Here is a 21,130-nt window from a genome sequence, read left to right on the forward strand (position 1 = left end):
GAAGCACAGTAATGTGTGTAGGTGACTGGTACTAATAGGCCGAGGGCTTACTATCGAAGGTGTTACGCGTCCACTGTGCGGTTTCTGAAACAACACACAACACTGCAGCAGGCAGATTGGTGCCAGCGCTGTTGTGGATGGTTTCATAGTGTTACGGCGGTTATAGCGGTGGGGAAACGCCCGGTCCCATTCCGAACCCGGAAGCTAAGGCCACCTGCGCCGATGGTACTGCACTCGACAGGGTGTGGGAGAGTAGGACACCGCCGGACATACCTTGCGAAAGGCCCCCAGCATCATGCTGGGGGCCTTTTTGCGTTGGATGACAGCGGTTCCACGGAACTGAGTCACGAATATTTCAGAAACCTCCCCGGCCCCCGCCGCGGTCAGCCACCATGGTGCCACGTTGTTTCGGGAGGTCACCATGGATTGGTTGTTCACGCACAGGTCCCTGCGACGCGGCGCGGCCGCCCTCGTGCTGCCCGCCGCTCTGCTCGGCGCGCTCGCCACCGCGGCGCCCGCGATCGCCACTCCGGCACCCGACCCGCTCGCCGACGGACTCGCGAACGCGGCCCATTCCATCGCCGGCGTGGCCGGCATCGACCTGCCCCGCAGCTACGGGCCCGAGACGGCGATCGTCGTGCTCGGCTACGGCTTGCTCCCGGACGGCACCATGCGGGCCGAACTGGGAAACCGGTTGCACGCGGCCCTGATTCAGGCGTTGATGTCGCCCTCGTCCCCGGTGATCGTCACCGGCGGCAACCCACGCAACGGCGTCACCGAAGCCCAGGTGATGGCGGAGTGGCTACAGCTGCGCGGGGTGCCTGCGCGGCGGATCCACACCGAGACCCAGGCCGGCTCGACGGTGCAGAACGCGGAGTTCGCGGCCAAGGTGATGGAGGCGCTCGGGGTGCACAAGGCGGTGCTCATCACCTCCGCCGATCACATGCGCCGGGCATTGGAGAACTTCCTCGCCGTGGGTGTCCCGGTGGTGGCGACCATGACCCCGGACGTCGCGCCGCTGTGGGCGAAGCCGTTCGGTGCGGGCAGTTAGGTTCGCGAGCGCGCCCGCGTCGGTGGCGCGAACTACGATGCGTGAGTCGTCATCGCGGGGTGCGGGGCGGCTCGAACGAACAGGGGAATGTGATGGAGAGGCCTGCGTGGGCACCAGAGGGCGTAGACATGCAGCATCCGAGCCCGGCCCGGATGTATGACGCGCTGCTCGGCGGCTCGCACAACTTCGCGGTCGACCGCATGGCGGCGGAGATGGGGATCAAGCTCGTTCCCGACCTGCCGCGGCTGGCACTGAGCAATCGGGCCTTCCTGCGGCGCGCCGTGCGCTTCATGGTCGATGCCGGGATCCGGCAGTTCGTCGACATCGGGTCCGGTATCCCCACCGCGGGCAATGTGCACGAGATCGTGCACGAGCTCGACCCCGAGGCGCGGGTGCTCTACATCGACATCGACCCGGTCGCCGTCGTCCATTCGCGGACCATTCTGCAGGGCAACGAGCGGGCCGACGCGATTGAGGCCGACCTGCGCGAGCCCGGCGCGCTGCTGGCCGCGGTCCGCGAAACCGGGCTGATCGATTTCACCCAGCCGATCGGCGTGCTGCTCATCGCGGTGCTGCACCTGGTGGCCGACGAGGACGATCCGGCCGGCAAGGTGGCCGCGTTGCGGGCGGCGGTGCCCGCGGGCAGTTACGTCGCCATTTCACATCTGTCGTCGGAGTCGCGGCCGGAGGATGCCGGTAAACTGGGAGCGCACTCGGCGAACGAGACGAAGGTCGGCATCCATTTCCGGGACAAGGCCGCGATCACCGAGATGTTTCAGGGTTGGGACATGGTTGATCCCGGGGTCGTCGAGCTGCCGTCGTGGCGGCCGGAGTCGGAGCGGGATCAGCACGAGCAGCCGGGCCGGTCACTCGGCCTGGCCGGCGTCGCGCGCAAGGGTTGATCGTCGGGGACGGCAGCGGCGTCATGAGATGACAGGGTGGACGAGCAGTGGGGTCGTGGGAGCTGGCGCAGCGATGGGCGGATGCCCTCGACGGCGTTGTCGCTCCCACGCTCAACCGCTCCCAGATCGAGGACATGCTCGCGGCGCTGTGCACGGGCATGATCGACGCCGCGCTCGGCGGTGAGGACCCGGACGTCGCGCGCCGGGCCGCCAGGATGCTGGTCGCGGCCAACTATCGCGATCCGGCGGCCGTCAGCCGGTCGGTGCGGGTGATCTGCGAAGACCTGGTCACCGAGGTCGCCGACGGACCGGACGACCCGGCGCTGCCCGAGATCAGAGATCGGGCGATCGGGCTGGCGGCGGACTTCGCCGCAGGGTTCACCGGTGCGCTCCGATCCGCGGCGCTGGCCGAGCAGGAGGCCACGCTGGCCGCGGTGCTCGCCGCCGCCAGCGAAGCCGAGAACCGCCGGGCGCTGTCGGAGGCCCGGTTCGAGGCCGTCTTCGACGGGGCGCTGGTCGGCATCGGCACCGTCGACATGACCGGCAAGGTGGTCAACTGCAACGCCACCATGGCCGAGATGCTCGGCCACACGCCCGAGTCGATGCCGGGCCGCACGGTCGCCGACATCCTCGGCCCGCAGAATCTGAACCACGCCTTCACCGAGCTGCAGCGCATGGTCGCGGGCGAGTCGGAGAGCTTCCGCACCGAGACCGAGCACCTGCACGCCGACGGCACGGTCACCGTCATCGACCTGTCGATGTCGGCGGTGCGCGACCCGAACGGAGAGATCCGGTTCCTGATCGGCGTCGCCGTCGACGTCACCGAACGCAAGCAGCTCGCCGACCGGCTCTGGCACGACGCGAACCACGACGCGCTCACCGGGCTGCCGAATCGTCCGCATCTGTTCACTCGGCTCGCCGATGCCGAGCCGCCGATCGGGGTCTGTTACCTGGACCTCGACGGCTTCAAGGAGATCAACGACCTGTGGGGGCACACGGTCGGGGACCGGGTGCTGCGCGTCGTCGCCGACCGGATGCGCGAAGCGGTCCGGCCGGTGGGCGCGCTGGCGGCCCGGATCGGTGGTGACGAGTTCCTGGTGCTGGTCGAACACTCTTCCGGGCAAGCGCAATTGGGCGAGCTGGCCGATGAGCTGATGGCCGCGCTCACCGCGCCGCTGGAGGTGGACGGACACATGCTCGCGGTCGGGGTGAGCATCGGCACGGCGTACTTCGACGAATTGCCCGGCACCGTCGACGAATTGGTGCACGCCGCCGACGCGGCCATGTACCGGCGCAAGCACGAGGCCCGCCGCGATCCGGCCAGGTAGGCCGGATCGCGCACGCGCTCAGACAGGCTGACGCGCACGCTGCGCGGCCCGCGCGAGCGAGCGGTCGCGCTGTTCCTCGAAGCGCACCACATCGGCGCGCAGCCGGTCGAGGAAGGCCGCGAGGTCTTCCCTCGCCTGCTCGCCGACGGCGCCGAAATCGTTGCGCTCGAAGATGTTCCACTTGCGCAGCACGGGCAGCAGGACCTCCTCCAGATGCTGGCGCAGGTCGTAGATGCCGTGCTTGGCCATCAGCACGCCGTTGCGCCGCCAGCCCGGCATGCCCGCGCCGGGCATCTGGAAACCCTGCACGATCGTGTTGATGGCCGCCATGGTCTGGTCGGGCGCCAGATCGAGGGCGGCCGCGCACAGGTTGCGGTAGAAGATCATGTGCAGGTTCTCGTCGGCCGCGATCCGGGCGAGCATGCGGTCGGCGATCGGGTCGTCGCACACGCGGCCGGTGTTGCGGTGGCTGACGCGGGTGGCCAGTTCCTGGAAGGTCACGTAGGCGACCGAGTAGAGCAGGCCCGCGCCGGAATCGGGCCTGATGTCGGCTCCGCGCGCCTTCTCGTCGACGACGGCCATCGCCGAATAGCCGTTCGTCATGTGGATCATGCGGGCGTTCTCGAGCGCCACCGGATCGACGCCGCGGGTGACGACCAGATAGTCGCGGATCACGATGCCGTGGCGGTTCTCCTCGGCGGTCCAGCGGCCCACCCAGGTGCCCCAGGCGCCGTCCTGGGAGAAGTTCTCGGCGATCTCGCGGTGGTAGGAGGGCAGGTTGTCCTCGGTGAGCAGGTTGGTGATCATCGCCGCCCTGGCGACCTCGCCGAGCGCGGATTGCCCGGTGTCCCAATCGATCCCGCCCATCGCCGCGAAGTTGCGGCCCTGATCCCAGGGCACATAGTCGTGCGGATGCCAATCCTTGGCCATCGACAGGTGCCGGTCGACGTTGCTCGCCGCGATCGGCTCCAGTTCGATGAGCAGTTCCAACTGGGTGAGGTTCCTGGCCACGCTCGTACCCTTTCGGTCCGGTAGTGTTGCCCGTCGTCGCCGACAATAGACCCGGTACATCGCACCTCCGAACGACACGGGTGCGGAGGGTACTGTTTCGGAATTTGGGCGCGTCGCGCCGCGTGCATATACGCTCCACCAGTTCAGCTCCATCAGCGGTTCCCGATCAGTCGTGGCATAGCTAGAGAGAGTGAGCGAAAAATATGACGGACATCGTGGTCACAAGCCTCGCGGCGACCACATCGATCGCGGGTGACGTCGATTCGACCTGGAAGGGTCTGCTCAACGGCGAAAGCGGAATCGATGTCCTCGACGACTCCTTCGTCGACGATTTCGACCTGCCGGTGCGGATCGGTGGCCATCTGAAGGTATCCCCGGCCGCCGCGCTCACCAGGGAGGAAGCGCGCAGGCTGTCCTATGTCGAGCAGATGGCCGTTGTCCTCGGTCGCGAGGTGTGGCGCAACGCGGGCAACCCCGAGGTGGATCGCGACCGGCTCGGCGTCTCGGTGGGCACCGGACTCGGCGGCGCGGAATCCCTGATCTACGCCCGCGACAAGCTCAGCAACGGCGGATACCGCAAGGTCTCGCCGCTGACGGTGCAGGCCATCATGCCCAACGGCCCCGCCGCCTGCATCGGCCTCGAACTGGGCGCGCGGGCCGGGGTTTCCACGCCGGTGTCGGCCTGCTCGTCCGGGTCGGAGGCGATCGCCAACGCGTGGCGGATGATCGTGATGGGCGACGCCGACATGGTGGTCACCGGCGGGGTGGAGGGCTCGATCCAGGCGCTGCCGATCGCGGCGTTCACCCAGATGCGCGCCATGAGCACGCGCAACCACGATCCCAAGGCGGCGTCGCGGCCCTTCGACGCCGATCGTGACGGCTTCGTGTTCGGCGAGGCGGGCGCGATGATGGTCATCGAGACCGAGGAGCACGCCAAGGCGCGCGGTGCGACGATCCACGCGCGGCTGCTCGGCGCCGGCGTCACCTCCGACGGCTTCCACCTCGTCGCCCCCGATCCCGAGGGCAGCGGTGCCGCGCGGGCGATGACCAGGGCGCTGCAGACGGGCGGGATCGGCAGCGCCGACGTCACCCACATCAACGCGCACGCGACCGCGACCCCGATCGGTGACACCGCCGAGGCCAACGCCATCGGCAAGGCGATCGGCGACCACGCCTCGGTATACGCCCCGAAGTCGGCGCTCGGGCACTCGATCGGCGCGGTCGGCGCGCTCGAGGCGGTGCTGACCGTGCTCAGCGTGCGCGACAGCATCATCCCGCCCACGCTGAACCTGGAGAACCAGGACCCCGAGATCGGCCTGGACGTGGTCTCGGGGGAAGCCCGCCGCGGGCGGATCGATTACGCGGTGAACAACTCCTTCGGATTCGGCGGGCACAACGTCGCCATCGCCTTCGGTCGGTATTGACGATCGCCGCGGCGACGCCTGCCACTGCATTGCACGAGTTCAGCCTCTCGGCGAGGCATTGTGCGTTGAAAAGGATAGGGAATGATCGGCGACACTTTCGACGACTATGTGGACGAATCGGGCAATATCCGGATTCCCGGTGACCAGACCCTGATCGACTTCGTCGACAAACACAGCGAGGCCAACGGCGACGATCTGGCCTACCGCTTCATCGACTATTCACGCGAACGGGAGGGGGAGTATCAGGAACTGACCTGGCGGGAATTCGGCGTCCGCCTGCGTGCGGTGGCGGCACGGCTGCAGCAGGTGACCGAGCCGGGCGATCGGGTGGCGGTGCTCGCGCCCCAGGGTCTGGACTATGTGGTCGCGTTGTTCGCCGCCGTGTACGCGGGCAACGTGGCCGTGCCGCTGTTCGATCCGGAGGAGCAGGGCCACAGCGATCGGCTGCACGCCGTCCTCGGCGACTGCGAGCCGGCGGCGGTGCTGACCGTCGGCACCGCGGCGGCGGGGGTGCGCAAGTTCTTCCGCGAGCAACCCGCCGCGCAGCGACCACGGATCATCGCGGTCGAGGCGATTCCGGACACCGTCGGCAAGACCTGGCGCAGGCCGGACATCAATATCGACAGTGTCGCCTACCTGCAGTACACCTCCGGCTCCACCCGGGTGCCCGCGGGCGTCGAGATCACCCACCGCGCCGTCGGCACGAATCTGCTGCAGATGGTCGACGCGATCGGGATCACCGAGAACGCGCGCGGGGTCACCTGGCTGCCGCTGTTCCACGACATGGGGCTGCTCACGGTGATCCTGCCGACCATCGGCGGCAAGTTCATCACCATCATGTCGCCGAGCGCGTTCGTGCGCAGGCCCGCGCGCTGGATCAAGGAACTGGCGGCCCAGGCCGACGGCGCCGAGATCTATTCGGCGGCACCGAACTTCGCGTTCGAGCATGCGGCGGTGCGCGGGGTGCCCAAGGGCGACGAATCGCTCGACCTGTCCAATGTGATCGGGTTGATCAACGGCAGCGAGCCGGTCTCGGTGTCGTCCATGCGCAAGTTCAACGAGGCGTTCGCGCCGTACGGGCTGTCCAAGACCGCGATCAAGCCCTGCTACGGCATGGCCGAGGCGACGCTGTTCGTCTCGGCGACGCGGCGCGACGACGAGGCCAGGGTGGTCTATGTCGATCGCGGACAGCTCGGCGCGGGCCGGATGGTCGAGGTCGACGAGCACTCCGCCAACGCGGTCGCGCAGGTGTCGTGCGGGTATGTGGCGCGATCGCAGTGGGCGGTGATCGTCGACCCGGAGACCGGGATCGAGCGCAGGGACGGCGAAGTCGGCGAGATCTGGCTGCACGGCGACAACATGGGCATCGGGTATTGGGGCAGGGCGGACGAGACCGCGCAGACGTTCCACAACCGGGTGATCGCCCGGCTGCCCGTCGGCAGCCGCGCCGAGGGCGCGCCGGACGACGCGCGCTGGATGCGCACCGGCGACTTCGGCGCCTACCACGACGGCGAACTGTTCATCACCGGACGGGTGAAGGACCTGGTGATCGTCGACGGCCGCAATCACTATCCGCAGGATCTGGAGTACTCGGCGCAGGAGGCCAGTACGGCGCTGCGGCCCGGGTTCATCGCGGCCTTCTCGGTGCAGGCGGGTCAGCTGCCCGCGGCGGTCCGCGAGGCGGGCGCCGACGCCGACGACATGGCCGAGCGGCTCGTCGTCGTGGCCGAACGGGGCACGGGCGCGGCCAAACTCGACCCCGCGCCGATCGTGGACACGGTGCGCGCGGCCATCGCGCGCAGGCACGGCGTCATGGTGCGTGATCTGCTGCTGGTGCCCGCCGGGTCGATCCCGCGAACGTCGAGCGGCAAGATCGCCCGGCGGGCCTGCCGGGCGGCGTATCTGGACGGCACCCTGCGCGGTGGGCACCGGCAGGACGCCTACCCGGACGCGCCGGAGGAGTGAGCCCGGGTTCGGCCACCGGTACGCCGGTGGCCGAACCCGGTGCGGCCGTGGTCAGTTGACGCAGGGGATGGTGTCGCCGATCGAGGTGGTCACCGGTTTGCCCGCGTCGGGCAGCGGCAGGGTGGAGGTGCCCGTGCTCGTCGGCGTGGCCGTGGTGGTCGACGTGCTCGGGCTCAGTTCGGCGGGCATCGTGAAGTCGGCGCCGATGACCACCCGGATGTGGCCGTCCGCCACCGACGACGACGTGGAAATCGGTAGGCCGCCGAGGGTTTCGGCCAACGCGGCGGCGTCCTCGGCCGCGCCGCGCCCGTAGCGGACGGCGGAGATCGGGTCGTCGCCCGCGCCGTTGCCGATCTCACCGGCCCGATAGCCGCGCGTGGTCAGCGCCGCGGACAGAGCCGCCGCCTGACCTGTCGCGCCACCCACATTGTGGACATCCACCACACTGGTCGGAACACGCGGCGGGGCAGTGGGTTTCGGTGTCTCCTGGCCGAACGCGGCCCGCACCTCGCGTTTGATCGCGGCCGGGTCGACGATGTTGACGTCCTGGCCGTTGATCACGTCGTAGCGCAGCACCGGCAGCGTGCGAAACTCGACCGGCAGCGAACCCGCCGCACCCAGTTCCCTGGCGAAGTCGAACAGATTCCAGCCGTCGGAGAGCACGACGTCGCGATGGGCCACCTCCATCAGCTCGGTGAGCCTGCTCAGATTGGTGAGGGTCCCGGAATCCTTGAGCGACTTGGCCACCGACGTGAGGAAGGCCTGCTGGCGGTGGGTGCGGTCCAGATCGCCGTTGCGCAGCCCGTGGCGCTGCCGCACGAAGGCCAGTGCCTGCGCGCCGTCGAGATGCTGACGTCCCGCCGGGAACACCGCTCCGGAGAACTCGCTGTCGTTCACGGCCTGGTTGAGGCACACGTCGACGCCGCCGACCGCGGTCGCCAGATCGTAGAACCCGGCCAGCGAGATCTCGGCGAACCGGTCGATCGGCACCCCGACCAGATTGCGGACGGTCGTGACGATCGAGGCCCGGCCCGCTTCCCTGCTGCGCCGCTCCAGCACCACCGGGTCGGTGATGCCCTGGTCGAGCAGCTGCGCGTGCACGGCGGCCTTCTTCAGTCCGTACGCCTCTTTGATCTTCACCTGGGAATAACCGGGAATGCCGGTCACGGCCACGTAGTCGTCGCGGGGGATGGAGAAGGCGACGATCTTGCTCAGATCGGCCGGAATATGCAGCAGGATCAGGGAATTGGCGTTGTATCCGCCCTCGCTGCCGTCGCCGGCGTGCAGCTGGTCGAGGACTTCCCTCGGTAGGTCGTTGCCGTTGAGATCCTTGCGGGTGTCCAGGCCGATCAGCAGGACGTTGACGTCACCGCCGCGGGAGCGGGGCGCGTCGTCATCGATCGCGGTGGAATGGGTGAAGCCGGAATCGAAGTCGTTCTTGGCCGACCACGCCAGGCCGGTGCCTGCGAGGACGGCGAGCGCGGTCCCCGCGACGAGCATCCTGGTCGCGATCACCCCGGCTCGGAACAGCCTGCCGCTGCGGGTGGTCGCGGTGCGAGGTGCTCGTGCGCCGACGCGCTGCGGACCGAGCGCGGATGGTTCCCGGCGCGGCAGGGGCGCCGTGATGTCGTCGTCGTTCACCGGAGTGCGCTACCCGCCTGCCACTGATCCCACGGCACGCTCCAGTCGCCGTTCTGCCATACCTCGAGCGGCGCGCCGCCGGTGTTGCGGATCTCCACCACGTCCCCGGGTTGCGAGAACTCGTAGAACCAGCGTGCGTTCTCGCCGCTGAGATTCAGGCAACCGTGCGAGACGTTGGTGTTGCCCTGCGCCCAGGTCGTGTCGTCGAGCTGATGCAGGTAGATGCCGTCGGTGCTGATCCTGGTCGCCCAGCCGATGGTCTCCTTGTAGCCGAGGCGGGAGTTCACCGGCAGGCCGTAGGTGGACGAGTCCATGATCACCGGGTTGGCCTTGTCCATCACCGTGTAGGTGCCCGGCTGGGTCCAGAAGCTGATGGTCTTGCCCGCGACGACCTCGCTGCCGCCCCGCCCCATCGAGGTGGGCATGGTGCGGATCAGGGTGCCGTTCTCGAACACCCGCACCTGCTTGTCGTTGTCGTCGACGATCGAGACGTGCGAGGGCCCGATGGTGAAGCTGGTCCTGGTGTCCTCCTGGCCGTACATGCCACCGCCGAGGTCCTTGCCGTAGATGTCGGCGGCGAGGGTGACGCGGGTGCCCGGCTGGTAGTAGTTCTCCGGGCGCCAGTGCGCGTTGCGATCGTCGAGCCAGTACCAGGAGCCGGCCACGGGGGGATCGGTGCCGACGGTCAGGTGTTTCTCGGCTGTCGCGCGATCGGGAACGTCCTCGTCGAAGTGCGCGACCACCACCGTGCCGACGCCGTAGCTGCCGTCGGGAGACAGCGCGGCACCGCCGGTGGTGCGGAAGTAGACCTTCGTCTGGTTGTTCGGCGCGAGCGTCGAGAACGACGAGGTGATCGGCCCGACCGTGCCCGTGACGGTGAGCGCCTCGGCCCGCACCGTGTAGGTGCGGCCGTAGCCGAGGGGCTCGGTGGGTTTCCAGGCGCTCTGGTCGGGGGTGAAGACGCCCTCGACCGTGCCCCCCTGTTCGTTGGTCATGGTGACCGCGGTGAGCTTGCCGTCGCTGGTGGCGACCCGGACCGGCGTGAGCGGGTCGACCCCGGTCGCGCGGTCCGCCGGCTCGACCGAGATCACCGGGGCAGGCGGCGCGGAATCGGTGCCCGGGTCGGTGGTCGAGCCGCCGCAGGCCGCGAGGAACAGCGCGAGCCCGGCGGCGAGCCCGGCCCGCCAACGTCGCCTCATGCGCCCCTCCTGTGCACGGTCCGGCCTCAGCCCTGCAAACCGACCTCGACGTCGAGGGTCAAGGTGATCTTGTCGCCGATCACGGCGCCGCCGTTGGCCATCGGCATCTCGGTGGTGATGCCGAAATCGCGGCGGTTGATCGTGGCTGTGGCGGTGTAGCCGGCGACCGGCGCGTCGGTCATGCCCGGTCCGGAACCGAGGAACTCGACCTCGAGGGTGACCGGGTGGGTGGTGCCGCGAATGGTGAAGTCACCGGTGACCTCGAATTCGCCGGCGACCGGCCGGAATCCGCGCGCGGCGAAGGTGGCGACCGGGTAGTTGCTCACGTCGAAGAAGTCGGCGGTGGCCAGGTGTCCGTCGCGCTGGGCGTTGTCGGTGGTCACCGAGTCGACCTTGATCTCCACGTCGGCGTCGGCGGTGCCGTCGGGGTGGACGACCAGTTGTCCGCTGAAGTCCTTGAACCGCCCGCGCACCTTGCTCACCATGAGGTGGCGCACGGAGAACTCGAGGGCGGAATGGGCGGGGTCGATGACCCATGTGCCCGCGGACAGTCCCTGGGTGGGTGCCGACATGATCTCTCCTCACTGAGCGGACCGGCCACGAGGCCGACAACGGTGAAGCGATGACGGCACCCAGCCTAGCTCGGTGCGGGCGTCGGAGTCAGTCCTCGCTGCTCGTGCGTTCGCCGAGGAAGCGCAGCAGGGCCGGGTCGGCGGAGGTGAACCGGTCGACCTCCTGGCCGCCCGTGCACTCGAACAGGCCGACGGTCACCGTGTCGGCACCGCGATGGAGCACTCGCCACAGCGCGCCCGAATCCTGCCAGCGCCGCAGGACCTCGATCGGATCGGTGTTCACAACCGTTCACGGTAGTTGGCGGCGACCAGGGCGAGACAGGCCGCGGCGATCAGCGCGGTGACCAGATACATGGCGGGGTAGCCGAAGCCGAGGCCGCCGTGCAGCGCCGACAGCACGGCGGGCACGCCGAAGCCGAGGTAGCTCACCGAGTAGAAGACCGCGTTGAGCCCGGCCAGATCGCCGGGGCCCGCGATCCGCTCGATCTGCTGCAGGCCGGCCACCAGGCCGATGCCGTAGCCGCTGCCGAGGACCACGGCCGCCAGCAGGGTCACCCAGACGCTCAGGGTGGCCGCCGTCCACGCGGCGAGCACCATGCCGAGGGTGAGCAGCACCAGCGCGATCACCCCGGCGCGGGCGGTGCCGGGCCGGTCGATCCGCCGCGCCACCGACTGGATGAGGAACCCGCAGCCCAGCGCCACCATGGTGACCAGGGCCGAGAACGCGATCGGGGCCTGCTGCACGCGCGGCAGCATGAGCGTCGGCAGCACGGCGTAGGCGGTGGCGTTGGCGGTGAACAGCCACAGCGCGATCGGCACGGCGACGCGCAGGAACCGGCGGTGCCCGGCCGCGGGGATCTTCAGATCGTCACGGAAGCGGCCCGGGTGCGGCTGCCGCGTCACCGTTTCCGGGACCCGGCGCAGGCCGACGGCGGCGGCCAGGCACAGCGCGACGTTCACCAGGTAGGCCGTCGAATTCGGCAGTGGTCCCCACTGGGCGAGCAGCCCTGCCACGCCGGCGCCGAGCGCGAATCCGGCCGTCAGGCTCATCGCCGAGCGGCGCGCCCCGGAGCCGGTCGCCGACGCCGCGTACGGTGCCTGGGACAGTTCCTTGACCCAGCTGCCGCCGACCGCCATCGCCAGGCCGAGCGCGACACCGCAGAGCATGCGCCCGGCCGCCAGCATCGGCACCGAGGCCGCGCCCACCGCCAGCAACAGCGACCCGGCCGCCGCGATGAGCGGGGCGGGCAGCATCAGCGGACGACGCCCCCACCGATCCGAGAGCGGACCGCCGATCAGCAGCGCGGGCACGATGCCGAGGACGTAGTAGAACAGCAGCAGGTCGACCGCCGTCAGCGGCAGCCCGTTGCCCTTGTACATGACCAGCAGCGGGGTGAACTCGTTGCCGCCCCACGCGATCGCCACGATCGCCGCCGCGACGGCGCGCCACGCCCTGGTCCGCGTCCGCGGGACAGCACTGAGCCGCTCACCGGTGAGAATCGCCATCACAGGCCCTTTCCGTCTCGCGCGCACCGGGGCACGCTCGGAGGGCGAGTGGTGGCAACCGGTCTCATTTTAGGCGCGCCCCCGCGCTGTACTACCGTCGGCCTGTGCGTGAGCTGCGGGTGGGATGTGCGATGTGGACGCATCCGCGGTGGCAGCAACGGCTCGCGCCGCCGGGGGAGCGGCTGCGCGCCTACGCGGGCCACTGCGGCGCGGTGGAGGGCAACACCACCTTCTACGCGACGCCGTCGCCGGAGACCGTCGCCTCGTGGGCCCGGCAGACCGAGCCCGATTTCCGGTTCGTGCTCAAGCCGCCGCGGGCGGTCACCCACGAACGCAGGCTCGTCGACGCGCGGGCCGACCTGTGGGCGTTCCTCGACGTGATGGCGCCACTCGGCCCCCGCGTGCACGCGCTGTGGATCCAGCTGCCCGCCTCCTTCGGCCCGACCGACCTCGGCGCGCTCGCGCGCTTCCAGCGCGAGTTGCCCGCCGGGCTGCGCTGCGCGGTGGAGGTGCGGCATCCGATGTTCTTCACCGACGAGCGCGCCGCCGTGCAGCTGGAGCGGGTGCTCGGCCGGATCGGCGCGGAGTGGGTGCCCTTCGACACGACGGTGCTGTTCGACGGCCCGCCCGGTGACCCGTCCGAGTACGAGGCGCGGGCCAAGAAGCCACGGGTGCCGCGGCGGCTGCGGGCGCTGACCGAGTACCCGATCGTGCGCTATCACGGCCGCGCCGATGTCGACCGCACGGTCGAGGGCTGGCGGCCGTGGGTCGAGACGGTCGCGGCATGGCTGCGCGAGGGCCGCTCGCCGACGGTGTTCGTGCACACTCCCGACAACGCCGCCGCCCGTGGCCTGGCGCGCCGCTTCCACGACGCGGTGGCCGCGCTCGTCCCCGACCTGCCGCCCCAGCCGACGCCGGAACCGACCGAGCCGATGACCCTGTTCTGAATTCCGCGCGTGGTTGTCGGACCCGCGTGGCATGCTGTGCGCCAGCACTGGGGAGTGCGTGGGCGGACTCGAAGGGGACGAGTGATGTCTACGGATCGGCTGTCGTTGTCGCACGCGCCGCAGTGCGAGCCGGGGTATGGGGCCGAGGACATGGCGGGTCGGCCTGTGCCGCAATCTGTTCCGGGTGCGCCGCGGCGGCGGACGCCGAGCGGCAGCGGGCTGCGCAGGGCGGTGCGGGCGGCCTGCGCGGGCGGGGTCGAGGTGGTCGAGTCCGAGGCGCAGCGGTTCGCCGAGCAGTCGGTGCGGCTGCTGCTCGAGGTCGTCGACCGGCGCAGGCAGGTCGACCAGTTGCGCTCGGTCACCGAGCCGCGGGTGCTGGAAGCGGTGCGCACCATGCTCGTTCAGGATCTGACGCCGGGCCGGTGCCTCGGCGCCGCCGTCGTCAAGCACGTGCGGGTCACTTCGATCGAGCCGGCCGGTGCCGAGCTGTTCGCCTCCTATCAGCGCGGGGCACGCACGTTCGCGCTGGCGGGGCGCATCGAATCGGCAAGGGAGCGTTGGCGGCTGGTCGCGCTGCGGATGTACTGACCGGATGGTGCGCGGGGGATCGCCGGGCGGTCTCGGTCGGCGCGGTGCGTGCGTCCGTCGTCACCCGGTGGGGCGGCCTGCGGCGGTGACGCCGGAGAAGTCGCGCGACACCTGATGATTGCGGTCGGCGAGGGTGCCGAGGGCGTGGTCGGGTTGCAGGCCGAAGTACTGCCGCCGGGTGCGGTCGGTCCAGGCCAGTGCCGCGGCGGCGGCGATGCGGTGGAAGTGCACGGTGTAGCCGCGCTCGTAGATCCGCAGCAGGGCGTAGCCGCCGGGGTATTCCTTCACGGCGGCGACCTCGAGGAATTCGACCTGCCCGGAATCGGGGCGGCTCATGCGGTTTCGATGCGTGTGCCCGGCCTGGTGCAGGAACACTCCGGGACTGCTCCGGTAACAGTGCTGCAGTGCGTGCGCGCTCGCCCGGTCGAGCACGAACCCGGGGCCTCCCGGATTGCTCAGCGCGGCATAGCGGGTCGCCGGGTGATGCCCGAAGATCAGGGTCGGCTGGTCCGGTGCCGCGGCCAGCAGTGCGCGCAACCGGGCGAGCTGTCCGGCCGAGAGCGTGCCGCCCGCGCCGCGACCCCGCGTGGTGTCGAGGCCGATCAGCCGGAGGCCGCCGAGGTCGTGGCAGACCAGGCGCTGGTGGGCGTGGAAAGCCCAGCCCCAGTGGTCCTTCCGGCCACGCGCGACGTCGTGGTTGCCGCGGCAGACGAGGTAGTCGCGGCCGAGCGCGCCCCAGCCGTCGAGGCGCGCGCGGATGCCGGCGACCTGCTCGGCGGAGCCGCGATCGGTGAGATCGCCCGTGACCACCAGGTGGTCGGCCGCCCGTGCGGGCCGCCGGATGTCGTGCAGCAGGGCGTCGGTCATCACCTGCGGGTAGTGGCCGTCGTCGTGGCGCAGGCCGGGCGGCAGTCCGGCGACGATCAGCCCGCTGCGCTCCTCGCCCCAGTGCAGGTCGTTGGCGAGCGCGATGGTCCGCAGCAGTCGCCCCGGCGGTGGCGGCGCGGTACGGAAGACGCCGGTGAGTTCCGGGGTGCCGGGCCTGCGGGTCACCCAGGTGCGGCCCGCGACCGCGCGCATGCCGTCCGAGCGGGCGGTGAAACGGTAGCGGCGGCCGGGTTCCAGGCCACTGACCTCGGCGTAGTGGTGGGCGGTTCGCCGTGCGTCGAAGTACCGTGTCGTCGCCGCGGCGTGTCCGTCGGCCGGGGCGAGCAGCACCTCGGTGTCGGCGGCCGCGGGGCGCAGGGTCCCGGATCGGTCGCGCTGCCGGGTGGTCCAGGTGAGGATCGCCGTGTCGTGGGTGACCGTCACGACCTCGAGGTCCGTGACGACCAGCCGGCTGACCGTGGCGGTGCGCGGGCGGGCCATCGGTGCGCGGACGGTGGCCGCCGCCGCGCCGGCGGCCGCGTTCACCAGCCACGCGGTGTGCAGTCGAGGATCGAGCATCGCCGGGCTCCGTTCGCCGTCTGCCGCCGACGGTACGGAGGCCGGTTGAACGCGCATGGACCGCGACATGGCCGTCAGCCACCGGGGCCGTGGCCGGTTCGAAACGCGGCGGGCTATTCGATGCGGGGCCGGTTCCGGCTGGGCTGAGCGCCACCGCTTTCCGGCGAGTCGTCCTCGGGGCCGTCGGGCAGCCTGCGCGCGCCGCTGGCCACCTCGGTGACGAGATCGTCGTAGCCGCAGGCGAGTTCGTGCAGCCGGGTCTGCGCGGCGCGCAGTTCGGCCTCGGCGCCGCAGGCCAGCGCCCGGTAGGTGATGGCGGCGAAATGGGCCATCCGGTCGACGACGGCACCGATGCTCTCGGTGTGCATGGGCGCGGTGGTGGCGGGCCGTGGCGAGCGCATCACCACCCAGCGGTCGATCTCGCAGACCAGATCCGCCCGCTGCCAATCGATCTCGCTGGTGTCGCCGTGCACCAGCTGCTCGCGGCGTTCGTGCAGGGCGGCCAGCTCGTGCGCGGCGCGCAGGACCGGGTCGCCCGTACCCGCGAATCCGCACACCGCCCGCATCATCTGGGCACGGTCCGGCAGTACCGGTTCCTGTCCGGGCTCACCCGATGAACCGCCGTCCGTGTCCACTGTCGCCGCACCATCCCTGTCGTCTGGTTCGCACCGCTTCCGATGGACATTCGTCTCGGCGGGGAGATCGGATAGGTTGAACAGAAAACCGGCCGCGAACAGCGATGCTGCTCACGGCCGGTGCGAAATCCTCAGCGCGGTATCGTCACAGGCTGCGCGCGATGATCTCCTTCATGATCTCGTTGGTGCCCGCGTAGATCAGCTGCACGCGGTTGTCGACCCACATGCGCGCGATCGGGTACTCGTTCATGTAGCCGTAGCCGCCGAACAGCTGCAGACAGGTGTCGGCGATCTGCATCGCCTTGTCGGTGCACCACCACTTGGCCATCGCGACGGTGGGGATGTCGAGCTCGCCGCGCAGGTGCTTCTCGATGCAGTCGTCGATGAACACGCGCGCGATGCGGGCCTCGGTGGCGACCTCGGCCAGCTTGAACTTGGTGTTCTGGAAGCCGAACACCGGACGGCCGAAGGCCTCGCGCTCCTTGGTGTAGCGCAGCGTGTGCTCGAGGGCGACCTCCATGCCCGCGACCGCGCCGTGGGCCACGATCAGGCGCTCCTGGGGCAGCTGCTGCATCAGCTGGACGAAGCCCTGGCCCTCCTGGGTGCCGAGCAGGTTGGTCACCGGGACGCGCACGTCCTCGAAGAACAGCTCGGAGGTGTCCTGGCCCTTCTGGCCGATCTTGTCGAGCACGCGGCCGCGGCGGAAGCCGGGGCGATCGGCCTCGACCAGCACCAGCGAGACACCGGAGGCGCCCTGGGTGGGGTCGGTCTTGGCGACCAGGATGATCAGGTCGGCCTGCGCGCCGTTGGTGATGAAGGTCTTCGAGCCGTTGATGACGTACTCGTCGCCGTCACGGATGGCCTTGGCCTTGACCGCCTGCAGGTCGGAGCCGGTGCCCGGCTCGGTCATCGCGATGGCGCCGACGACCTCACCGCTGGCCATCTTGGGCAGCCACTGCTTCTTCTGCTCCTCGGTGCCGTAGGCGAGCAGGTAGTGGGCCACGATGCCGTTGTGCAGGCTCACGCCCCAGGAGGTGTCGACCGCGCGGGCCTGCTCCTCCATGAGGACGGCCTCGTGGGCGAAGGTGCCGCCACCGCCGCCGTACTCCTCGGGGATCGACAAGCACAGCAGGCCGACTTCGCCCGCCTTGTTCCACAGGTCACGGTCCACGTGGTGCTGCTCGCGGTACTTGTCGATATTCGGCACGAGTTCTTTGGCCATGAACGCCCGGGCGAGGTCGCGCAGGGCGTCCAGGTCCTCGTTCATCCAGCTCGACCGATTCGCGGCCATCGAGTCTCCTTACGGCTCGGCACAGCACTGGTTCAGGGGTGACCAGTGGTTACAGGTACAGTGTGACCCACTATTGGCGACGTGGCAATAGTGGGTGTGTCGCTCGCGGCACGCCGGTTTCGGGCAGCGGTGTGGCACCATCGGTTTCGCACGAGCGGGTGTATGGACTATTAATGGCGTGTGCCGTTCACACGTGTGGTCACCCGTCTGCCGTCGCGATGCCGGGTCGGTGGTCGGTCATGACCGTCGAGACTCCCGTCGAAGACGACGTCAGCCAGCTCGCCCAACGCGTCGAACGGGCGCGTGGGCGCCTCGCCTATCAATTCGATCCCGCGCTCACCGACGCCCTGTCGGAAGACGAGCTGCGCGCCGAGCGCGAACTCGCCGAACGCATCCGGGAACAGGATCGCGAACAGCGCTGGAAACACACCCAGGCAATGGCCCAGGCCTCGGACCGGGCAAGGCAGACCACCGAAGCGATCGAGAAGGCCGACATGCGAGATCTGCTGCTCGCCAGAAAGGCGATGGCCGCCCAGCGGCGCGAATCGAGCCCGCACGCGAAGCTGGCTTCGCTGTACCGGCACCGGTCGTGGTCGCTCAAGGCGCTGGCGGGCGTGGTCGGCGCGGGCATGCTGTGGTCGGCGGTCAACGTCCAGCAGAACATCGCCCCCGGCGGCCCGACCGATCCGCTGTTCTGGTTCAGCTACCTGCTCGAGGCGATGATCAGCGTCTGCCTGATCATCATCATGGTCGGCACCAACAAGGTCGCCGAGTGGGGCGTCATCGACAACCGGCGCCAGGTCGCGCTCGCCGAGGTCGCGCTGCTCGCCCTCACCGTCACCCTCAACACCTATCCCTATGTGCGCGACGGCCGTTGGTACGACGCGGCCGTGCACGCGGTGGCGCCGGTGATGATCGGTGTCGCGCTGCTCATCCACGACGCGGCCAGCGCCCGCTACGGCCTCGCCATCACCAGGGCGACCAGCCAGATCAGGGACATGCCAGACCCGGCCGAGAACCTGCTCAACCGGCAGGCCGTCGACGGGGTCCGGCTCACCTACACCCCGCCGATGACGAGTGCGGCCAGGGCCGAGGCGTTCGCCGCCGACCAGGCCGCGGCCACCGCGCCGGTGACCAGGGAACCCGCGTGGACGCCCACCGAGCCCGTCGGCAACGGTAAACCGACCGAGAAGCGCAAGCGGTTCGGCATCGGCAAGCCCTCGGCGGACAAGGCGAAGAAGTCCGTGGTGCCCCCGGCCGCGACGCCGGAGCCGGCCACCGAGGTGAGCAAGCCCGCGGAGCCGGCCAAGCCCGCCGAGGCGGTGCCCGCGGCGCGCAAGAGCGCGATCTCCGATATCGAGGCCCGCGTGGAGAAGGCCTTCGCGGAGGCCAACTTCGGCTACGAGGCGATCGAGCCGGTCAGTGTGTACGACACGGGCCAGTTCCGCATCGCCGAGAGCCTGGAGCAGGAGCTCAACGCCATGCGGGAGGCCCGCCGTCAGGCACGCAAGGAGCGCGCGGGTTCCTGACCCTGTCCAGTGAGAGATCCTCGCTGAGCGGCTGATTCGCGCTCGCCGTGACCACGCATACGGTTATGGTGCAGCGCATGAACGGGCGTTGGGCGGTCTCCGCCACGGTCGGTGTGCTGTGCGGATACCTCAGCGGGTACGTCATCGGGCACACGCGAACGAACTACGCCGTCGTCGTCCGGGACGGACGGGCGAGCTGGTTCGGTTCGGGACCGGGCGCCGCGGCCGTCGTCGCCGCGCTCATCGCGGTGGTGGTCGTCGTGGTGCTCGGCCGGTTCCGGGCCCGCTATCTCGTCGCGGTGGCGGCCGGTTTGGCCGGGCTGGCGATGGTGGTGGCCATCGCGACCCTGCAATCGGCCGGAACCTGGTCCGAGCCATGGGTTCTCGGCAGCATCGGCGCCGGGCTGCTCATCGCGGTCGCGGTGATCCGGCCGGCCGCGCAGACCTGGTTCGTCGTCGGGTCGGTGATCGCGGTGCTCTACGGTGCCCGCATCGACGAGAGCGTGGAGCTGGCGCGTCGCTACGCCGACTACCTGCCCACCCGGACCGTGCCCGACCTGCCGGAGAGCTGGCCGCTGCTCGTCGCGGCCGTGCTCGCCCTGCTGGCCGCGGGCTTCGTGGTCGGGCGCGAGCGGATCGAGCCGGTGGCGGGTGGCCGCGCGGTGCTGGTCGGCGCCGGAATCCCGCTGGTGATGGGCGCGCTGATCATGGTGGTCGGTCAGCTGCCGGGCAATCCGTCGGTCACGGTGGCGGTGCTCGCGGTCGCCGGGACGGTCGCGGTGAGCTGGTGGTTGCCCCGCGCGGACGCGATCTTCGTGCTCACGATGCTCGCGGTGGCGGCGGCGATCGCGGTCGACCCGTCGATGACCGCGGGCCCCGGCCGGGTCGGGCTGTCGATCCAGATCGGGGTGCTCGCCCTCGGTGCGCTGGTCGCGATGGTGGTCCGCGGGGCGTGGTCCGACACCGCGAGCGAGGTGCCCGAAGCCACCGATGCCGGGCAGTGGGCACCGGTGGCCGGGATCGGACTGCTCGGCCTGGTGACCCTCAGCGGGCTGGCGCCGGTGCTGTTCGCCGACGCCGCGTTCACCGACGTGGTCTTCCGCTACGTCCTGCCCGCGGCCATCGGGCTGGCGGTCGGCGCGAGCCTGCCCGCAGGCCCCCTGACGGTGATCGCGGTCTCGGTGTTCCCCGTCGTCGCCCGGCTGTTCGAGAACAGCCGGGTCGCCGACGAACTGGACACGGGCTGGACCGCCTACGCCCCCGACACCTACTCCGTCGCGACGGACACCGAACTACCCATCATCGCCGCCACCGCCGTGATCTTCGGCTGCGCCCTGCTGGCCGCACGCAGGCGCCCCGCACCCGTCGACACGGACCAGCGCTGACCAGTGGGGCGAGGGCTCAGTCCCCGGAGCCGACGATCGCGGTGACCCGGATCTCCACCCGCATGGCGGCGAGTCCGAGGACGGTCACGCCGGTCTCGGTCCAGATCGGCGCGCGCCCGCCGAGGCGGCGGCGGAACTGTTCGGCCATGACCGCGTTGTGGTCGTCCCCGATGGCCTCCTGGCCCGGCGCGACCTTGTCCGCCAGCGAATCGGGATGTTCAGATCGTCGTCCACCCCAGCTTGGCCGGAGGTCTCGACCCGTCGCCGACGCGAACGACGCCGCTGGACCGGGCTGATCTCGCTGGTCCTCCTGCTGCCGGGCAAGCTGGAATCGCCGCTGCGCCAGGAGCACGGGCTCACCCTGTTCGAATACCTGGTGCTCAGCCAGCTCTCGGAGGCGCCGGAGCGCACGCTGCGGATGGGCGAGCTCGCGTTCCTCGCCAGTGGGTCGCTGTCGCGGCTGTCCAATGTCGTCAAGCGGTGCGAGCAGCGCGGGTGGGTGGTCCGGCGACCCGACCCGGCCGATGGCCGGTACACCCTCGCCGAACTCACCGGCGCCGGATTCGAGGTCGTGCGCCAGGCGGCGCCCACGCACGTGCGGTCGGTCCGCCGGGTCGTCCTGGACGCGCTCGACGACGAGGATCAGCGCGCGGTCGCTCGCATCGCGCGGAAGCTGCGCGTCGTCCCGGACGACATCGGCTGACAACGAC

20 protein-coding genes and 1 rRNA gene are annotated in these 21,130 nt (G+C 70.2%); 11 read left to right on the top strand and 10 right to left on the bottom strand.

Annotated features, from left to right (window positions below; genetic code table 11):
• The first annotated feature begins 152 nt into the window (after positions 1 to 152).
• From rrf to AB0H56_RS05995, 4 genes are all read left to right on the top strand, one after another.
• Positions 153 to 269, top strand: a 5S ribosomal RNA gene (rrf, locus tag AB0H56_RS05980).
• 152 nt (positions 270 to 421) lie between these two features.
• Positions 422 to 1,051 (top strand): YdcF family protein, encoded by a 630-nt coding sequence (locus AB0H56_RS05985; protein WP_357157926.1) that lies wholly within the window; start codon positions 422 to 424, stop codon positions 1,049 to 1,051.
• A gap of 92 nt (positions 1,052 to 1,143) precedes the next feature.
• Positions 1,144 to 1,953 carry an SAM-dependent methyltransferase gene (locus tag AB0H56_RS05990; protein ID WP_357157929.1) on the top strand — a complete coding sequence of 270 codons (810 nt, stop codon included), beginning with the start codon at positions 1,144 to 1,146 and terminating at the stop codon, positions 1,951 to 1,953.
• 47 nt (positions 1,954 to 2,000) lie between these two features.
• Positions 2,001 to 3,281, top strand: a complete 1,281-nt coding sequence (locus AB0H56_RS05995) for a diguanylate cyclase (protein ID WP_357157932.1) — start codon at positions 2,001 to 2,003, stop codon at positions 3,279 to 3,281.
• 18 nt (positions 3,282 to 3,299) lie between these two features.
• On the opposite strand, the gene AB0H56_RS06000 is transcribed toward AB0H56_RS05995, so the two are convergent.
• Positions 3,300 to 4,292 carry an acyl-ACP desaturase gene (locus AB0H56_RS06000; RefSeq protein WP_357157935.1) on the bottom strand — a complete coding sequence of 331 codons (993 nt, stop codon included), beginning with the start codon at positions 4,290 to 4,292 and terminating at the stop codon, positions 3,300 to 3,302.
• A gap of 203 nt (positions 4,293 to 4,495) precedes the next feature.
• On the opposite strand from AB0H56_RS06000, the gene AB0H56_RS06005 reads away from it, so the two are divergent.
• Complete coding sequence (locus AB0H56_RS06005; RefSeq protein WP_357157938.1) at positions 4,496 to 5,716, top strand: KasA/KasB family beta-ketoacyl-ACP synthase; 1,221 nt, start codon at positions 4,496 to 4,498, stop codon at positions 5,714 to 5,716.
• An 84-nt stretch (positions 5,717 to 5,800) separates the two neighbouring features.
• Positions 5,801 to 7,681 (top strand): long-chain-fatty-acid--AMP ligase FadD32, encoded by a 1,881-nt coding sequence (fadD32, locus tag AB0H56_RS06010; RefSeq protein WP_357159169.1) that lies wholly within the window; start codon positions 5,801 to 5,803, stop codon positions 7,679 to 7,681.
• Between the two features lie 51 nt (positions 7,682 to 7,732).
• On the opposite strand, the gene AB0H56_RS06015 is transcribed toward fadD32, so the two are convergent.
• The 5 genes from AB0H56_RS06015 to AB0H56_RS06035 form a co-directional block, all read right to left on the bottom strand.
• Positions 7,733 to 9,181, bottom strand: a complete 1,449-nt coding sequence (locus AB0H56_RS06015) for an LCP family protein (RefSeq protein ID WP_357159172.1) — start codon at positions 9,179 to 9,181, stop codon at positions 7,733 to 7,735.
• Positions 9,182 to 9,318: 137 nt separating this feature from the next.
• On the bottom strand, positions 9,319 to 10,521 hold the full coding sequence (locus AB0H56_RS06020) for an Ig-like domain-containing protein (protein ID WP_357157941.1): 1,203 nt from the start codon (positions 10,519 to 10,521) through the stop codon (positions 9,319 to 9,321).
• Between the two features lie 26 nt (positions 10,522 to 10,547).
• Positions 10,548 to 11,093, bottom strand: coding sequence for a YceI family protein (locus AB0H56_RS06025; protein WP_232997062.1), 546 nt, complete (start codon positions 11,091 to 11,093; stop codon positions 10,548 to 10,550).
• Between the two features lie 88 nt (positions 11,094 to 11,181).
• Positions 11,182 to 11,376, bottom strand: a complete 195-nt coding sequence (locus tag AB0H56_RS06030; RefSeq protein ID WP_357157945.1) for a hypothetical protein — start codon at positions 11,374 to 11,376, stop codon at positions 11,182 to 11,184.
• Positions 11,373 to 12,599, bottom strand: a complete 1,227-nt coding sequence (locus AB0H56_RS06035) for an MFS transporter (RefSeq protein ID WP_357157948.1) — start codon at positions 12,597 to 12,599, stop codon at positions 11,373 to 11,375. Before AB0H56_RS06035 ends, AB0H56_RS06030 begins: the two co-directional genes overlap by 4 nt.
• 131 nt (positions 12,600 to 12,730) lie before the next feature.
• On the opposite strand from AB0H56_RS06035, the gene AB0H56_RS06040 reads away from it, so the two are divergent.
• Positions 12,731 to 13,546, top strand: coding sequence for a DUF72 domain-containing protein (locus AB0H56_RS06040; RefSeq protein WP_357157950.1), 816 nt, complete (start codon positions 12,731 to 12,733; stop codon positions 13,544 to 13,546).
• Positions 13,547 to 13,711: 165 nt separating this feature from the next.
• On the top strand, positions 13,712 to 14,134 hold the full coding sequence (locus AB0H56_RS06045) for an Rv3235 family protein (protein WP_357157953.1): 423 nt from the start codon (positions 13,712 to 13,714) through the stop codon (positions 14,132 to 14,134).
• A gap of 60 nt (positions 14,135 to 14,194) precedes the next feature.
• On the opposite strand, the gene AB0H56_RS06050 is transcribed toward AB0H56_RS06045, so the two are convergent.
• The 3 genes from AB0H56_RS06050 to AB0H56_RS06060 form a co-directional block, all read right to left on the bottom strand.
• Entirely contained in the window at positions 14,195 to 15,580 is a 1,386-nt protein-coding gene (locus tag AB0H56_RS06050; RefSeq protein ID WP_357157956.1) for a metallophosphoesterase, read from the bottom strand.
• Between the two features lie 113 nt (positions 15,581 to 15,693).
• Positions 15,694 to 16,149: a DUF4254 domain-containing protein gene (locus tag AB0H56_RS06055; RefSeq protein WP_357157958.1), complete on the bottom strand. Its 456-nt coding sequence runs from the start codon at positions 16,147 to 16,149 to the stop codon at positions 15,694 to 15,696.
• 211 nt (positions 16,150 to 16,360) lie between these two features.
• Positions 16,361 to 17,506: an acyl-CoA dehydrogenase family protein gene (locus AB0H56_RS06060; RefSeq protein WP_357157961.1), complete on the bottom strand. Its 1,146-nt coding sequence runs from the start codon at positions 17,504 to 17,506 to the stop codon at positions 16,361 to 16,363.
• A gap of 239 nt (positions 17,507 to 17,745) precedes the next feature.
• Between AB0H56_RS06060 and AB0H56_RS06065 the strand changes: the two genes are divergently transcribed.
• Both AB0H56_RS06065 and AB0H56_RS06070 read left to right on the top strand, forming a co-directional pair.
• Positions 17,746 to 19,035, top strand: a complete 1,290-nt coding sequence (locus AB0H56_RS06065) for a hypothetical protein (protein WP_357157964.1) — start codon at positions 17,746 to 17,748, stop codon at positions 19,033 to 19,035.
• 77 nt (positions 19,036 to 19,112) lie between these two features.
• On the top strand, positions 19,113 to 20,420 hold the full coding sequence (locus AB0H56_RS06070; protein ID WP_357157967.1) for a hypothetical protein: 1,308 nt from the start codon (positions 19,113 to 19,115) through the stop codon (positions 20,418 to 20,420).
• Positions 20,421 to 20,436: 16 nt separating this feature from the next.
• Here the strand turns inward: AB0H56_RS06070 and AB0H56_RS06075 are convergent, their stop codons facing one another.
• Positions 20,437 to 20,568 carry a hypothetical protein gene (locus tag AB0H56_RS06075; RefSeq protein WP_357157970.1) on the bottom strand — a complete coding sequence of 44 codons (132 nt, stop codon included), beginning with the start codon at positions 20,566 to 20,568 and terminating at the stop codon, positions 20,437 to 20,439.
• A gap of 66 nt (positions 20,569 to 20,634) precedes the next feature.
• On the opposite strand from AB0H56_RS06075, the gene AB0H56_RS06080 reads away from it, so the two are divergent.
• Positions 20,635 to 21,123 (top strand): MarR family transcriptional regulator, encoded by a 489-nt coding sequence (locus tag AB0H56_RS06080; RefSeq protein WP_357157973.1) that lies wholly within the window; start codon positions 20,635 to 20,637, stop codon positions 21,121 to 21,123.
• The last annotated feature ends 7 nt before the right edge of the window (positions 21,124 to 21,130 follow it).

The organism is Nocardia sp. NPDC050717 (assembly GCF_040654275.1).
GTDB lineage: Bacteria > Actinomycetota > Actinomycetes > Mycobacteriales > Mycobacteriaceae > Nocardia.

What these genes read in the sequence shown, in the direction of transcription:
- AB0H56_RS05990 (WP_357157929.1), top strand. Translation starts at nt 1,144, where the DNA reads ATGGAGAGGCCTGCGTGGGCACCAGAGGGCGTAGACATGCAGCATCCG.
- AB0H56_RS06070 (WP_357157967.1), top strand. Translation starts at nt 19,113, where the DNA reads ATGAACGGGCGTTGGGCGGTCTCCGCCACGGTCGGTGTGCTGTGCGGA.
- AB0H56_RS06065 (WP_357157964.1), top strand. Translation starts at nt 17,746, where the DNA reads ATGACCGTCGAGACTCCCGTCGAAGACGACGTCAGCCAGCTCGCCCAA.
- AB0H56_RS06055 (WP_357157958.1), bottom strand. Translation starts at nt 16,149, where the DNA reads ATGATGCGGGCGGTGTGCGGATTCGCGGGTACGGGCGACCCGGTCCTG.
- AB0H56_RS06005 (WP_357157938.1), top strand. Translation starts at nt 4,496, where the DNA reads ATGACGGACATCGTGGTCACAAGCCTCGCGGCGACCACATCGATCGCG.
- AB0H56_RS06050 (WP_357157956.1), bottom strand. Translation starts at nt 15,580, where the DNA reads ATGCTCGATCCTCGACTGCACACCGCGTGGCTGGTGAACGCGGCCGCC.
- AB0H56_RS06035 (WP_357157948.1), bottom strand. Translation starts at nt 12,599, where the DNA reads ATGGCGATTCTCACCGGTGAGCGGCTCAGTGCTGTCCCGCGGACGCGG.
- AB0H56_RS06075 (WP_357157970.1), bottom strand. Translation starts at nt 20,568, where the DNA reads ATGGCCGAACAGTTCCGCCGCCGCCTCGGCGGGCGCGCGCCGATCTGG.
- AB0H56_RS06015 (WP_357159172.1), bottom strand. Translation starts at nt 9,181, where the DNA reads ATGCTCGTCGCGGGGACCGCGCTCGCCGTCCTCGCAGGCACCGGCCTG.
- AB0H56_RS05985 (WP_357157926.1), top strand. Translation starts at nt 422, where the DNA reads ATGGATTGGTTGTTCACGCACAGGTCCCTGCGACGCGGCGCGGCCGCC.
- AB0H56_RS06060 (WP_357157961.1), bottom strand. Translation starts at nt 17,506, where the DNA reads ATGGCCGCGAATCGGTCGAGCTGGATGAACGAGGACCTGGACGCCCTG.
- AB0H56_RS06040 (WP_357157950.1), top strand. Translation starts at nt 12,731, where the DNA reads ATGTGGACGCATCCGCGGTGGCAGCAACGGCTCGCGCCGCCGGGGGAG.
- AB0H56_RS06025 (WP_232997062.1), bottom strand. Translation starts at nt 11,093, where the DNA reads ATGTCGGCACCCACCCAGGGACTGTCCGCGGGCACATGGGTCATCGAC.
- AB0H56_RS06020 (WP_357157941.1), bottom strand. Translation starts at nt 10,521, where the DNA reads ATGAGGCGACGTTGGCGGGCCGGGCTCGCCGCCGGGCTCGCGCTGTTC.
- AB0H56_RS06080 (WP_357157973.1), top strand. Translation starts at nt 20,635, where the DNA reads ATGTTCAGATCGTCGTCCACCCCAGCTTGGCCGGAGGTCTCGACCCGT.